Below are 15466 nucleotides of genomic sequence, written 5' to 3' on the forward strand. Positions count from 1 at the left end.
AATGTCAGGAAAATGCAAAGCATGATCCTGCTTCAAATAATGCTTTATGGTGATGCCAAAAGGGTAACAAAATGTATCAAACGGCATATTGCTTGGTGAAACTCTCATCACTAAAATGAATGAAAATCCGCCATTTTGCAGTCAATAAACGTGAACGAGAGGGAACGTGAGAGTTCACTTGCCTCTAGGATCTAGCTTCTAGGCTCTGGCTCTCGGTTCCCGTCACTCTCTACTGACACACCTCTTGCGCCTGCAGTTGAATCCGGCAGGAATCCGGTTTGGGCTGTTGCCAATAGGCATTATCAAACTGGGCGTTGCAGCCAGCATCTTCCATTAACGCAATGTCGTCATCACACAGCAGCATGACGGCATGATCACCTTGAATGGCCAACTGCCATTGGTAAGGTTTCAATTTATCCAGCAGGCTGGGATCGGCGGCCAACGCATTATCGATAATTTGCGCGTGGGTGAGGTTGTCGGTGTCACCGAATTTTATCTCACCATCGACCGCTTGGGTGATGTCTTTGAGTGTGGAAGCCACATCGTAGAGGGCTTCATCAGAATAGGGCGCGCTGGAGATACAGCCGGTCAGCAACGCTATCAATCCTAAGAATGGCAGTAATTTCATCTTTAGCTCCATGCCGTTAATTGGCCGTCTTCACACAGGCCGGTATCTAAATCCCAGTTTTTAAACCCAATCAAATCGGCATCGTTATACACGGCCGCTGCGATGATTTCCCATTGCTGATGAATGGTGTCGATCGCCCGTTCAAAGATCGCATCATAGTCTTGCGGGCCGTGCGGGGTATCAAGGTGCTGAATGAACGTCGGGTCAACTTCATCGGATTGCGGGTAAGTCAGCCCCAGAGAGGCCGCCACATGCCGAGCCCAGGCAAAGAGATTGTCTGTTTCCTCGGCGAGATCCACTACGGTCATAAACCCGTTATGCCAGGCATGGATATCCGGCGGGGTGGCTTGGGCGGTATCACGGTAAACCGCAGACAGTGCGGAGGTCCAAATACGGCACAGGGTGGCATCTAATTTATCGTCACTGTCGGGATCGGTACAGGTGCCGATATTGGCTTTCACACGGTCGGCATAGCCCAGCTCGCCCAGTTGCATGTGTTTGACCCAGATGTAGGCGTCCTGATGCATTTCACAGATGCGGTGTGCCATTTGGTTGTCGGCATATGGGCCAACTTTTAACTCCACCACCGGATGAATAGTAATGTCTGCCGCGACATGAGCGACGAAACCACACAACCACGCGAAGGCTTTGTCTTTCTCTGTTTCATCGCAGGCTTTTACTTCATCGACCAATACCGCGATTAACTCACCGACGTGGTTGTAGTGCATTTCATCCGCCCATTGATTTTGCGGGCCATTGAGTGTCGCCAAATAGGGGTAATCCGGGCTGACACAGCCGAGCTCGAGGTATTTCTTGTGTTGTGACAGCACTTTCTTGGCATGGCGCGGTATGTCGAGTTGTCTGAGGGCGGTATTGGCCGCTGCGACATTCACAGCGGTGATATGAGCAAACGCACCGGGCATCGATTTTTCTCCTGTTGATACAGCCTTTGATCGCTAAGACAGCCTTGATAGAAAACCCAGAAGGATATACAGAGCTGGTCGGCTGTTTTGCGAGTGACTGCGCTGAATGGACGATGCGCATTACGGAGAGGGCGGTAATGCGAACAGGATGTCACGAAGGTGAGACAGTAACGTGTAGTGAAACAGTAACATGAGGTCACATTCGGTCAGATCGGGTGCGCGACAATGCGTCACAATACGGCCGTCTTGTTCTGAAGGAGTGCAACATGAAAAGGATACCGGCGTTAGACAGCCTGCGTGGGCTGTTACTGTTACTCATGACCTTTAACCACCTGATTTGGATCAGCGGCGGTAGCACCTGGCTGCAGCGATTCACCTTGCAGCCGTTCGGCCAGTTTGGGGCGGCAGAAGGTTTCGTGTTTATCTCTGGCTTATTGGCGGGGGCCCTCTACAGCCGTTCGACATTATCTGAGACCGAAACACGCCAGAAAGCCCATCGCCGCGCCTTGACCATCTATGGCTATCATCTGGTGTGTTTAGGGGTGATCGTGGTGTGGTTGGCATTGGCGTATGTATTCTCCCCCATGGCATACGGTGTACTGAGTGCCAATACCAGCGGGTTAGTCAGCGATCCGTTGCCTGCACTGTTGTTGAGCGTGTTATTGATCAACAAGCCGTTTTATCTCGATATTTTGCCGCTGTACGTGATGTTTATGCTGTTACTGCCGATGTTGGTTGCCGCGTACCGACGGGGCTGGATGGGCTATGTGGTGGCAGCCAGTGTGGGGCTCTGGTTGATGAGTGGCTGGATAAGTGATGCGATGTTGACGCCACTGTATGGTTGGGTTGCGCCGAATGTGCCTGTCCAAACCGGCTTTTTTGATCCAACCGCGTGGCAGTTGTTGTTTGTGCTCAGCAGCGCGTTGGGGTTTGCCTGTCAGAACCGTACTTTCCGTTGGCAACATCCTGCGCTGACGGTGCTTTGCGTCTTTATCGCCGGCTTTATCATGGCGGCGCAAAACGGATTATTCTGGGATTGGGGCCTGAAACCGATGACGATATACCAGTTGGGCGATAAGCCGGAACTGGCGTGGATCCGTTTGTTGAGTTTAGGTGTGTGGGTGTACCTGATCGCCTGTGTGATCCACCGTTTTCCGCAGGCGCTGGTATGGCGACCATTGAGCTACATCGGCCGTCATTCTTTGCAGGTGTTTAGCTTTCAGTCGGTGCTGATTTACTTGGCGGCACCGTGGCTGTTTATGGTACGCACTGAATCCGCCTATCTGTGGCTGGTGGTGTTGTGCTGTGCCAGTTTGTGGTTACCGGCTTGGTATCGTACACACCGGTCACAGAGCGTTTCTGCGGCGGAAGCATCAACAGCATCAGTACCAACCAGATCAGCATCAACCGCATCAGTAACCAGAATAGGGATGCGATTAGCTGGCGTTTGTGCCGTGTTAGTGGCGGTCAGTGTGTTACCTACCGTGGTGAAAACCGATACGGATGCGCTGATTGTGCAAGACAGCCAAGCGCATTACCCGTTAACGGTGAAAGTGAACGGCGTGCGGGATGAAGATGCCCCCGTGGTGGTCGCGGTGTATGCCGAGACGGACAGTTTAAACGGTGAGGCCAGCGTGTTCACCCAAGCGTATAGCCGGGCCGAAGTGAGTGAGGGGGTGGTGATCGGCGATTTACCGGTGGGGTACTACGCGGTATATGTGTATCACGACAGCGATAATAACCAGACCTTAAGCGTTGATAGCCGACAGATGCCTGTGGAAGGGTTGGGATTCTCGAATAATCCGACCCTGATGGGGCCGCCAACCATGGAGCAAGTCAAATTTGCCCATACACAGGCACAGCAACACAGCGTCATGATGGCGTATTACTGATAGATCAAGCACCGCGCTTATCTTCCGCGCCGTGATTTCACGGGGGTGAGCAACTCAAACGCAATCTGATTGTCTTCGATGGTCAGATTGCGGATCACTTCCGGCCTCGGGGAATAGTAGTACTGCGGATCTTGCTGCAATGCCCAATAAAAATCCTCTATGGCGTTCTCCAGCGCAAAAATATTGTTACCTTGCCACGTTGTGCGCAAATACGTCCCGCCGACAGTCAGCCCATTTTGTGTCGATATCTCTTCTTGTGCATGGGCGCTGAATGCGACCTGATACTGTTGATTAGGATCGTCACCGGGATCGCCAAACGCAATCCAGCGTGAGGTCAGTTCTTGCTGCTGTAGTGTATGCAGGTTGGCTGCAAAATCCTGCCACAAGGTGGCCAGACGGCGTGTACCCGCCCATTTACTCAGTGGCAAGCTCTGCCAAGTGGCAGGGAGTGTGGTAAGCGGCAGTTCAAGCCGTTCACGCAGGGCAGGCGCATCGCGTGTGTGTGGCGTGTCATCGATACCAAAACAGGCATGAAACTGCAGATTATCGTCACTGTAAAACCAGAGCGTGGGCGAGGCGGTGAGTTGAATATTGGGCATCGTCCCGAGCCTGACCGGTAAGTGGTAGAGCAGTGCGGGAATAAAGTCCGCGCAGGGCATGGTGAGGCGTAACTCGGTGCGTTCCGGCTGGTGGATCTCAAACATGGCGGGTGGGATAGGGGTATCCGGCTCGACCGAAAAAGCCAGTGCGAGGGGAAAGGTGGATGTCGCGTATTGGTGGTGTTCACGCAATTCTATAATCACAGACGGCAAGGCCCTGAAAGGCGCGGCGAGTGGCTGTTGGAAAAACGCGGCAATGCCTTGCTGAACATCCTCACCTAAATGCGCACTACGGTGCAAGTTATCTTGCCGAAGGGCATAGCAGGCCCAGCGACGTGCCGGTACCGACTCAATGCTGAACGGCGTATCGCGCAGAATCGCCAACTGATGCAATAAGGTGGCATCCAGGCGGGGAAAGCGTAATCGTGCCGCCCAGATGGGATGCTGACGCACGTTTTTAGGGGCGACCGACGCAAAGCGTTTAAAGGCCCGGGCAAAGGCTTCTTGCGATTCAAATCCTGCCTCCACGGCAATATCTAATATCCGCTGATCACTTTCTCCCAACTGCTTCGCTGCCAGACTGAGTTGCCGACAACGTTGATACTGTCCGATGGACAGACCCGTGGCATGTTTGAATTGGCGATGCAGATAGTGGCGGTTGTACCCACTGCGCTGCGCAATGGCATCGACGCTCAGATTATCCGATAAATGCGTTTCGATGAGATCGATTATCGTAAGCAGGTTATCCATGGGTACGCGCATTCCTTGCTGGGTAAGTGGTGGATCAAAACGTACTGATAAATATGCAAAATACCCATGAGGAGATAAAGCATTCTGACCACGAATGAGGGAATTTTGCGGCAGTGCGCAAGGAAGTCGGCAGGGCATATGGCGTTAGCGTGTTGCCATAGAAAATAGGCAGGTATTGCACTAATTCTGAGTTTATCCATATTTTCAGCATTTCATGCTGCTAGAGTTGTTGTTTATTGTGCTGTTTTAGCGTCATTTCAGGATTTACAGATAGGTGTAAAATTTACGTTATTGTTGGTTTTTTAGTGATATGCCATTTTTTATTATTTGACTGGTATTAATGTCCGTTTACCTCTGATTTAGAGCGATTTTTGGTGGTGAATAGGCACTCTTTTAGTGTGCGTCATTATCGATTGATAAATAAGTGATTAATTAAGCTATTGATTTTAATTGGTTATATTTGCAATTTTCTGTGTTGGTAGAGGGTTGGTTTCTTTTTGTGTGCCTCATTGTACATATTAGTGGAATAGCTTTCTCACGCTGTGAAAATGACAATTAACTTGGTAAATATGGTGCGTATTGGGTCACAAAACTGTCATTTTTGATGGGTGGTAATATTGTGCTTGTAGTCTGTGGCACGTAAAACGTGATTTCGTGGCGTTTTTCACCATAAAGTAATGCAAATCCAGTAGTAAAATTACAAACATGGTTGATATTTGGTGGGTAATTCTGATTAAAAGCTGTTCTAATACGCATATTGACTGGGTTGATTCATGTATCCAGTTCATCCAACTGCTTTAATCTATCCCTTTGGTTGTATTTACTGTGATTTGAGGTGTTCACTATGTCTGTTAAGGGCGCATTTAACGTAAGAAGTGCTGCAGCGGATGTTTTTGCTATGGTGGTTTTTAGTTTTATTACAGGCATGATGATCGAAGTCTTCATCTCCGGGATGACGTTTGATCAATCATTGGCGTCACGTATGCTTTCAATCCCAGTGAATATTGCGATTGCCTGGCCTTATGGTTTGTACCGCGACATGATCTTGCGCCAAGGGGCGAAGCTGTCGGGTAACAAGTGGATGCGCGGCCTGTCAGACATGTTGGCTTATGTGTCTTTCCAGTCACCGGCTTATGCGGGCATCTTGTTTGTGGTGGGTGCCGACATCGATCAGATCATTACTGCGGTAAGCAGTAACGCCGTGGTCACTGGCGCATTGGGCGTGGTATACGGCCAGTTCCTAGACCGTGTTCGCCGTGCATTCCGCGTACCGGGTTACTACCAGCAGCCTGCGTAATTGACGTCCGTCAGTGTAAAAACCAGACCGAATTAAAAAAGCCCCTGAGTGAGAACTCAGGGGCTTTTGCGTTTATGGCCTTTCGATGTATTAACGTGCTTTGCGTCGCTTCATTTGCACTTCTAACTGTGGTGCGGCGATATCAATACCGTGGTGGTTGAACTTCTGTTTAATGCGATTGTGCAGATCGTGCGTCAGGCTCAGGCGGTGCGCGGTTTCTGCAGCGTAGGCACGTACCTCAAAGTTCTGGCTGTCTGCGGTGAGCGTCAGGAAGAACACTTCCGGTGCCGGATTATCTAACACCAAATCACACTCATCCGCCGCTTCAAACAACAGCTTGGTGACCAGATCCACATTGGCCGCATAATGGACACTGATCGACAAAGTCACACGGGTGATCGGATCGGACAGCGACCAGTTGACGAACTGCTCGGTCACAAAGGCTTTGTTCGGCACAATCACTTCTTTACGGTCAAAATCGACGATGGTGGTGGCACGGGTTTGGATTTTGGCGATGATCCCGGTCAGGTTGCGGATGGTTACGGTATCCCCGATACGGATCGGTTTTTCAAACAAGATGATCAAGCCGGAAATGAAGTTGGCGAAGATCTCCTGCAAGCCAAAACCCAAGCCGACACCGAGTGCGGCAACCAGCCACTGCATTTTTGACCAGTCAAAACCAATGAGGCCAGAGCCAATCACAATTCCCATGAAAATCGTCAGGTAGCGGGTCAGGGACGTAATGGCATAGCCGGTGCCGGGGGAGAGCTCGATATGTTGTAACACCAGCAGCTCCATCGCACCGGGTAAATCGCGCGCCAAAATGGCGGTCATCCAGAACGCGATGACCGACAACAGAATGTTTTTCAGTGAGAACGCGCTGAGCTCTTCAATGCCCTCAATGCTGCTTGGCACATTCCATAACGTAATGTCACCGATGTACGAAATGGCCTGATACAAGTCGGCCCACACCACAGACAAGAAGGCGAGGTAGACAATCAGCAGCAAAGAGCGCAGCAAACGCAGCGACTGGGCACTGATTTTATCCAGATCCACTTCCGGCTCTTCAATCTCAATGTGAGTCTCATTACTGCCGACGGTTTCTTCTTTGTCTTCCTCCATCTCCGCAATACGTTGGGCGATGATTTCCTGTCGTTTGGCTTTGGCGCGCTCAAAGGCCAGTCGACGTTTTTGGATCAGCATCAGGCGTTTGACCAGGTAGTACACCAAAATGGTGACCACACCAATCACCGCCGAGAACTCCAGTTTCTCCATTACCGCCTGTGAAGAAGACAGGTAGCCACTGAGGGTGGTGTAGTTCAGGCCTTGTGGGATCAGAATGAGCGTCCACCAGAAAAGGTGATGCCCCAGATGGGCTTTGCCTTCCGGTAAGTCCCCATAGGTCATCGGCAGCTTTTCTTTGTACATGCGCCAGAGGAAATAACTGACGGCGATGTTGCTGATCAAAAACGCGAGACGGCCTAACGTGGCATTCACATCAATGTCGCTGTACAGATGGGTAAACTGCTGGATCACCATCATGGGCAGATACACCCACATCAGGCGTTTATAGTGACCAAAGGCGCGGGCAACCAGATCCGGATGCCAGCCAAAATGGCTAATCAATAGTCCTTCAGGGCGCACCAGTTCACGCACAAAGCAGAACATCACCAAGGCCATGGGGACGGTGAGCGCTTGGCCAAAGTGATGCACAAACGGGTATTGCCATGCAGAAGAAAAAATCAGCCCGGCTAAGCCGACCATAAGCGGGATCGGCCAGGCCAAACAGAACGCAAAAAAGACATTGCTGTAGCTGTAGCGGAACTTGTCTTGGGTGACTTTGCCGATTTTTTTGCTGGTATCACGCAAGAAGCGTTTCCAGTAGCGGCGCACCAAGCTTAATCCGCCGATCAGCAAGGCAATACCGCCCAAGGCCACAAACAGCGGCGTTTTATCAATAGAGGATGGGAAGGCAATAAAGCCGACCCACTGGAACGGGGAGAAGAACCATTTGAGTTTTTCCCACGTCGCTTGCGCCAAGTTCAGGCTGAGCGGGTTGGTATCCGGCGCCCAGAAAAGTTGCTTATTGGCCTGAATGCGCAGATCGTTCAGGTTGCTGTTCAGGCGCTCGTAGGACACTTTCAATGTCGCTTGTTGGTAGATCAGTGTGTCGGTCTGATCAATCAGTTGGGTCAGCAGCTTGAGGTTATCCGCCATTAAGGTTTTGGCTTGCTGCTGCTCTTTGTCATTGAGTGTGGGGTCGAGCGGCAGTGTGGTGCGATCACGCAGGGTATCGTGCAGTTGCTGGTACTCGTATTTTTTGATCTGGTTTTGCGCAATGTCTTTATCAAGGGTGGTGATCGGCGGATTGGCCGGTAACCGGTTGATGCGTGTGCGCAGGTTCTCACTGAAGGCCGGGCTCAGTTTGAGCCATTCTGCCATGGTGTCGAGATCGGCCGCCGTTTTCTCTACTACCTGAATGTGTTCGCGGGTGTTGGTCTGCTGCTGTTTAACCTGCTCAACATGGCGGTCAATGGCCTTTAAGGCAGAGTGATAGCGCTTATTGTTGAGTAACAGCTGATGCAGGGCTTGCGGTTGCTCGCTGATGTCCTGTGTCGGTGATGTGGGCGCTTGTGATTTGTCATCGTCGCCACGCAGCAGTTCTCGTGACAGCTCACGCTGCAGATTATTGCGGTACGCCTGTCGTGCATCAATCTCCAGATTGCTGAGCTGGATATGTTGTTTCACCAGTGTACGGCGGTTACCGGCACTCAGTTGCTGCGCCTCTAACATCGCCAATTGGCTGAGCAGATACTGATGGGTGATTTGGTGGATCAGCAGGTTATCTTTACCGTCGGGCTTGTTCTCACTCTGTTTTAGCGCGGTTTCTTCTTTTTTGATTTGTTCACGCAGTTGGGAAGAGAGATAAGAAAACTCATCGATGCCACGCTCGATATCCAGCAATTCGTTTTTGCTGTTGCTACGGGCTTGTTCAAGCTGTTTGAGGATGCGGTCTTCATCAGCAATCGCCAGCGTCAGTTCGTCGTGATCCATCTGGCTGAAATCAGGAAACTCGGTGACGGCAAAATTGGCAATGCGCAGTTTCAGCTCGGCGGTACGTTCGGGAAAGGTTTCGACCAGTTGGCGATAATTTTGGGTGAGTTGTTCAAACTCGTCGGTTTTATCCAACTCTTCCTGTGCGTTGAGCAGGAGATCGAGCTGCTTGAGGGTTTCAGGGGTATTGGTTTGCGCCTGCAGGGCTTCGATGCGATCGGTCAGTTGCGCCGCACGTGCTGTATTGTCTGACGCTTTGGCCCATGCCGGCGGGCCGAGCACTGCAATGAATGTCAGGAAGACTGTCAGTAATAGCCGAATAATCATAAAACTCCATGATGTTGGCATCAAATCAATCGGGCAGGGTATACCTTTCCCTCCCTTGAGGGTACCGCACGCCTATAGGTTGGTGTAGATTGCCACAAATTGTTTTATTACTCATCACTTGAATGGCTTTTCAAGAAAAGCGCTTGACCCATTTACGTGAAGTGATTACATTAGCCGCCGTTGAGACGCACAGCGTCCAGCAACAATGTGGTGAGGTGTCCGAGTGGCTGAAGGAGCACGCCTGGAAAGTGTGTATACGGCAACGTATCGGGGGTTCGAATCCCCCCCTCACCGCCATCTCTTTTTATAAAGAGATACAATTCGGAGAGATGGCTGAGTGGTTGAAAGCACCGGTCTTGAAAACCGGCATACGTTAATAGCGTATCTAGGGTTCAAATCCCTATCTCTCCGCCACATTCTAAGCCCTCGTCGAAAGACGGGGGCTTTTTCGTTTCAGAAACTTATTCGATTGCTGGCCGGGATTTTGTAAATCCCTCCCTGAATGCAGGCCAGTCGCGTGCGACCCCAGCTGAATGCAGCTCAGCTCTCCGCACATTCAAAGAAACCGCTACTCTGTTAGCGGTTTTTTTACGTCTGAATTTTGTGATCAAGAGATAGGGTGCAGAATCTAAACTGCTTGTTTATTAAACATATCGATAACTACTATAGAGTCCCAAACTTTCTTATCGTCAAATTTATTAATTGATAGATTATGTGATTTAAATCAATAAATTTAAAAAATTATATTCATCATGTTGACTATTGGGTGCGTGGTTAAGTCTATGGCATTAGAATGTCGAATCTATCCATATCGAGAATTTAGCCTCTGGAGTTAGGAAGTATTGTGCGGAATAAAAAACAACTTAAGAAAAAATCACTGATAAAGAATATTCTCAGAACTGACAGGTCTGAATACTATAAGCTAAGGCGTATATTTTCGTCTTTATCTCTTTCAGAAATAAGGTCTTGTACAAGAGAGTTACATCAGGATCAAGTGTTCTCAAAATATGTTACGCTACGAAAAAGTAACGATACATCTCGCATTTACGATTATTCTATACCAGAGACAACCTTAGATAAATCCTTGTACTGGTCAATGGGGGTATTCATTAACAATATTGAAAAGCTCAGAATTTTCAATAAACTGGAACAGGATATATCAGATTGTATTTTGAATGACAATCTAAATAAAGCAGTTGAAATATTGGATGAAATAGATAATTGCTGTGGTATATCTATTTGGTCGATATCACTTCGTTCAAGTATTCTCATTGAGAGCGGAAAACGAAGTAAATTAACTACTTTTTTAGAGACAGTTTTATCTGGTACAGAACATTTCGGTATGTTTCATGTTATTGTAAAACATGCTGTTAATAAAAACGATTCTAATGATTCAATTCAAGAAAATCGTACTAGAATAGATAGACAGTTAAGAACATCATTTTTTCCATATAGCATAGATTTATATTATTTCCTAAAGTACAAAACACTATCCTTTAAACCAACAGATGATTATAATTTCGAACATATTCTTAATATAGAAAAGAACTCTACACTTATCGACTTGTATATATGTTGTAGTGACTTTCTTACCTATAGTTTATCACATGATATTTACAGAGACGTTTCAAGTGAGTTGACCAGCGTTTTAGGCCGTCATCTTCCTAATAGTATATTTGACCGATGTAGTGACTTATTCAAGAATAGAGAGCAATGGAGCGTTGATTCTTATGATGTGGACTTGCTTGATAATTATACTAAAGGAAATTATGAGTATTGCTACAAAAAAGTAATCAACTCTACCACGGGATTAGGATTCAGCCACATAGAAATAGCCGCAAAATCAGCTTGTAGATTGTCTAACACCTCTAAAACAAACAATAAAGATAAGATCATCTCATTATTGAGAGATTTTCTATTGAAAAAATCCAACTATCATAGTTCGAAAAATGAACTGTATAGAATACAGAATAAATTTCGAGACTTATACATCTGTAAAAAGTTATTTATATTTATTGAACTATCCGAGGTTAGGTTAAATCAATCACTCAGGCAAGGATTGAAAAGGACATTGTATCTAATTTCAAAAATAAACTCCCCGTTTAGGTCGGAGTATATTTTACCAGCTTCTCGAGTGAAGTTCTTAGAAACAATGAGCTTGGCAAATTATAATGATACATCATTAATTTGGAATCTCTATAAAGGAAATGTGGATTATTCGGATCCAGTTTTAGATAGTGTTTGTTTCGAAAGGAAGTTATCATATTATTGTAAATTTTTAATGGATATTGGTGAAACTTTAAAGGGGCAAGAAAAGTTATCTGAACTAGTATTATCAGAAGACAAGCTCATAAGCTATGAAGCAAGCAATGAGCTATTAGTATATTTAAATGAAAATGAGATGGATCTGGATTCTGTTGAGTTATATAACAGCCTAGTATTAGAAAATAGAAATTATGTATACATATTAGATAATGACAAAGCTGTAAAATCAGCAGAGAGAATATTGAAAGATGATCTAAATATAAAAGCTATTATTACTCTTTCCTTGATTTCAAGGTATATAGATTCATCAATGTCATCAAAGCTAAGAGCTATATTTAATTCATTAATGAGAAAGCATGATTGTCTTGATCCTCTCAATATCAATGATTCAAATGAATGGGATAATAATGAGTTTATCTACTTTTTGAAATACATATGTACACCAAAGATAATGAAGTTCTTCCGTCACTTTAGAAACCCAACGGATATAGATAAAAGTAGAATTAATATATGCAACCATCTAATAAAAGTTGAAAAAAATAAAGATGCGATTGAAAATGAATTGAAAGATATTACTAAGAAGTTGGTGCTAAGAGAAGCTACTTTACAGGTAGCCCAAAGCAAGGTTGACTCTGACATATCATCTTTGAGATCAGGGGAAAATGTAGCGCATATTTCTAGCTATGAGAAATATATAGAAGTCGTCAGAGAGGATTATGATGAGTTCACCAAGTCTATATCTCTGATAGAAGTTGTTAATATTTTAAGCGATAATAATCTTGGCGTGGCCTACTTGAACTCAAATAATAACTTTGAGGAAGCAAATGCTACGTTTGTGAAATTAGTTAGAACAATCATAGAAGAATTTTCTTTTGGTGAGAAAGGGCTAAATGCGAATGTTAGCACCAGGATCAGACACGGTCACCTTCCTAATACTATACGTAGAAGTTTATTGAACGAGAACCTTATCACATCTATATCTGAACAAACAAAAATTGTTAAGAATAATGACTATTGGATTGAAATGCTATCTGATGGAAGTAATAGTGAATCAATAAGTAAGATATTGAATAACTTTACAGTATTGGTTAATACGCTTATTCATACGATAAATGAAGAAGTACTTCAAGTAAGTACATTGGACGAAAACTTATCTAAACTATCAAAGGTTGAAAAGCCATTATTTTCATATAAGCCTTCTGATCTTGATATCTTATTACTTCAAAAGAAGATTAATGTCAGTACTACTTATAATGATTTCATTAATATTGTTGAAAATTGGTTATGGGAAATAACACAAGATAACCTTGAATCTATAAGAGAATACATAAGTGTTAATGTAACTGATCAAATTATTAGTGATCTAATTTCAGATGTTTCAAAGTTAGTTGGTAATAAGAATTGTCTTTATGATTTTACTAATGCTGCAAATAGAGCAAAAACATCATTTAGAAAAGATGTTAGCACGATAATATCATGGTTTAGAAAAAAGGAAATTAATGCAAAGAGTACATTTGATTTAGAGATAGCCGTTAAAATTGCATCACAAGCATTGTTAATAGATATTGATTTAGAACGTGGTAGTGATATCAAGATAAAGGGTAATAAATTGAGTTGCTTTGTCGATATTCTATATATTCTGTATGAGAATAGTATATCTAAGTCAGGGCTGGACAAAAAAAATCTGAATATTTACCACTATGCTAACCTTGAAAATGGAATGTTGCGAATAGTATTTAAGAATAACTGTTTGCCGTTTGATTCGGTTTCTGAAAAAAACTTAGAAATACAGGAGTATATCGATAGCTATGGTATGGAAGAAAAAATGATGCAAAGGTTACATAGTGAGGGTGGAACTGGATTTGCGAAAATTTGGAAAGTGATCACTAAAGATCTTGGTTGCAAGCATGATATTCAATTTGGATTTGTGGACGATGACTGCTTTAACGTCGATATAAAGATTTACGTTGGGGAGATGCTGTGAATGAAAGTCCTATTAGTTGAAGATAGTAATGATAAAAGGAATTTGATAAAGGATGTTCTAATTCATAATCCTATAGATATTGATATTAATATAGAAGAATCAGTTCGTGGAGCTATTGATAGAATAGACTCTGATGAAACATTTGACTTGATATTGCTAGATATGAGCCTTCCTTTATTCGATATTACTGATGAAATACCAGATGGAGGAGAGGCAGAAAGTTTTGGTGGTCATGAAATAATTGAGCAAATGTCATTCTTTAGAATATACACGCCAGTTATTGTGATTACACATTACAGGACTTTTCAAGGCGGAACTACATATGAGGCATTGGAGATGGAGTTAAAATCTTCATATCCAGAGATTGTAAAAGGAATGATTTACTACGATCATCCTTCAAGTACTTGGAAACATGAATTAATCGAATATTTGAAGAATTTTAGGAATTGAAATGAATGTACTTATTGTCGATGATCAATATGATCATAAAGTTCAATCTATAGCAAAGAAATTAAAAACATTGGGTATAGAAAAAGTAAAGCATGTACTCAACGCTCGTGATGCTTACGATGAATTGGCTTCTAATAAATTTGATTTAATGATCTTAGATCTTCAAATCCCTGAATGTTTTGGCGAAGATGTAGATATTAATGGAGGTGTTCAATTACTGAATTTGATATCTAGTGATGATCACGTCGAGATGCCTTCTAGTATTGTCGGAATTACAAGTCACCAGGAGTCGTATGAAGTCAATATCTATAAATTTGTAGAGCAAGGATGGACGTTACATTTATTTGATGGTGAAATAGACTTTATAAATAACATTATCGATAATTGCTTTAAACGTTCTAAAGTTGAACAAAAGTTTGATGTGGCCTTTATCACGGCTCTTCGCCATACAGAGTTTGATGCACTCCTCAATAATGGAATGTCCTGGACTGAGTTACCACGAGACGACTGCAATAAGTACTATATAGCTAAGTTTAACGATAGAGATGGTGTTGAAAGAACTGCAGTGGCGACCTATTGTCCTACGATGGGTATGCCAGTGTCGGCGGCTATCAGTATGAAGGTAATTCATAAGTTCAACCCTAAATTACTTATAATGACAGGTATTGCTGCTGGTGTTGAGGGGAAAGTTAATTTAGGGGATGTATTAATACCAAACCTAATATGGGACTGGGGAAGTGGAAAAATTACAGACTCAGAAAATGGTACAGCTCTACTCTTTGACCCTGAAACGATAACAATAAATGAGCAGTTGGCTACAGAAATGAAGGATATAGCCTCAAAGGGGTTGTATGTTGAGCGAATAAGGAGAGATTTTCAAGGCAACCCTCCTGCACATTCTTTGGCCATCCATGTTGGCCCAATTGCTTCCGGTGCATCCGTTTTGGCTGACTCCAAGACTATTGATCTTATCAAGGAGCAAAAGCGAAGCGTGATTGGTGTCGAGATGGAGGCTTACGGAGTATTAGTTGCTTCCAAATTATGTGGGTCAGAACCCACAAAGACCTTAATCATTAAGTCGGTATGCGATTTTGCTAATGCACGTAAAAACGATGATTGGCAAAAGTACTCTGCATATACTAGTACACTTGTAGCTACCAGAATTATTGAAAATCATATAAATTTTCGGAAATAAATATTATTGTTTCGTTGAGCGTTAAAAGGTGGCTGTTGTCTCTTTTTAACGCTATTTATATCATATGTCACAATAACTATTTGTATTTTCTGCTATGAATAT

General features: G+C 44.5%; 9 protein-coding genes and 2 tRNA genes. 7 read left to right on the forward strand and 4 right to left on the reverse strand.

Translation table 11 applies throughout. The annotated features are described in order from the left end of the window. Window positions 1–229 precede the first annotated feature (229 nt). Entirely contained in the window at window positions 230–628 is a 399-nt protein-coding gene (locus tag ABT58_RS14275) for a hypothetical protein (RefSeq protein WP_047875089.1), read from the reverse strand. Between the two features lie 2 nt (window positions 629–630). Continuing rightward, window positions 631–1551: a zinc dependent phospholipase C family protein gene (locus tag ABT58_RS14280; RefSeq protein WP_047875090.1), complete on the reverse strand. Its 921-nt coding sequence runs from the start codon at window positions 1549–1551 to the stop codon at window positions 631–633. 266 nt (window positions 1552–1817) lie between these two features. On the opposite strand from ABT58_RS14280, the gene opgC reads away from it, so the two are divergent. Then, the gene (gene opgC, locus ABT58_RS14285; protein ID WP_047875091.1) at window positions 1818–3443 is read left to right on the forward strand and encodes an OpgC domain-containing protein; all 1626 of its coding nucleotides are present in this window, start codon (window positions 1818–1820) and stop codon (window positions 3441–3443) included. Window positions 3444–3460: 17 nt separating this feature from the next. Here the strand turns inward: opgC and ABT58_RS23785 are convergent, their stop codons facing one another. Further along, complete coding sequence (locus tag ABT58_RS23785; RefSeq protein ID WP_082211106.1) at window positions 3461–4792, reverse strand: helix-turn-helix domain-containing protein; 1332 nt, start codon at window positions 4790–4792, stop codon at window positions 3461–3463. An 844-nt stretch (window positions 4793–5636) separates the two neighbouring features. Between ABT58_RS23785 and ABT58_RS14295 the strand changes: the two genes are divergently transcribed. Next, entirely contained in the window at window positions 5637–6089 is a 453-nt protein-coding gene (locus tag ABT58_RS14295) for an L-alanine exporter AlaE (RefSeq protein WP_047875092.1), read from the forward strand. A 90-nt stretch (window positions 6090–6179) separates the two neighbouring features. Here ABT58_RS14295 and mscM read toward each other — a convergent pair whose 3' ends face one another. Beyond that, window positions 6180–9470 carry a miniconductance mechanosensitive channel MscM gene (mscM, locus tag ABT58_RS14300; protein WP_107205052.1) on the reverse strand — a complete coding sequence of 1097 codons (3291 nt, stop codon included), beginning with the start codon at window positions 9468–9470 and terminating at the stop codon, window positions 6180–6182. A 209-nt stretch (window positions 9471–9679) separates the two neighbouring features. Here mscM and ABT58_RS14305 point away from each other — a divergent pair. From ABT58_RS14305 to ABT58_RS14325, 5 genes are all read left to right on the forward strand, one after another. After that, window positions 9680–9767, forward strand: a tRNA-Ser gene (locus tag ABT58_RS14305). A 26-nt stretch (window positions 9768–9793) separates the two neighbouring features. After that, a tRNA-Ser gene (locus tag ABT58_RS14310) sits at window positions 9794–9884 on the forward strand. A gap of 430 nt (window positions 9885–10314) precedes the next feature. Next, window positions 10315–13719 carry a hypothetical protein gene (locus ABT58_RS14315; protein WP_047875093.1) on the forward strand — a complete coding sequence of 1135 codons (3405 nt, stop codon included), beginning with the start codon at window positions 10315–10317 and terminating at the stop codon, window positions 13717–13719. Continuing rightward, entirely contained in the window at window positions 13720–14169 is a 450-nt protein-coding gene (locus ABT58_RS14320) for a response regulator (protein WP_047875094.1), read from the forward strand. A gap of 1 nt (window position 14170) precedes the next feature. Beyond that, complete coding sequence (locus tag ABT58_RS14325; RefSeq protein ID WP_047875095.1) at window positions 14171–15364, forward strand: phosphorylase family protein; 1194 nt, start codon at window positions 14171–14173, stop codon at window positions 15362–15364. Window positions 15365–15466 lie beyond the last annotated feature (102 nt).

This window comes from Photobacterium aphoticum (assembly GCF_001029435.1).
Classification (GTDB): Bacteria; Pseudomonadota; Gammaproteobacteria; order Enterobacterales; family Vibrionaceae; genus Photobacterium; species Photobacterium aphoticum.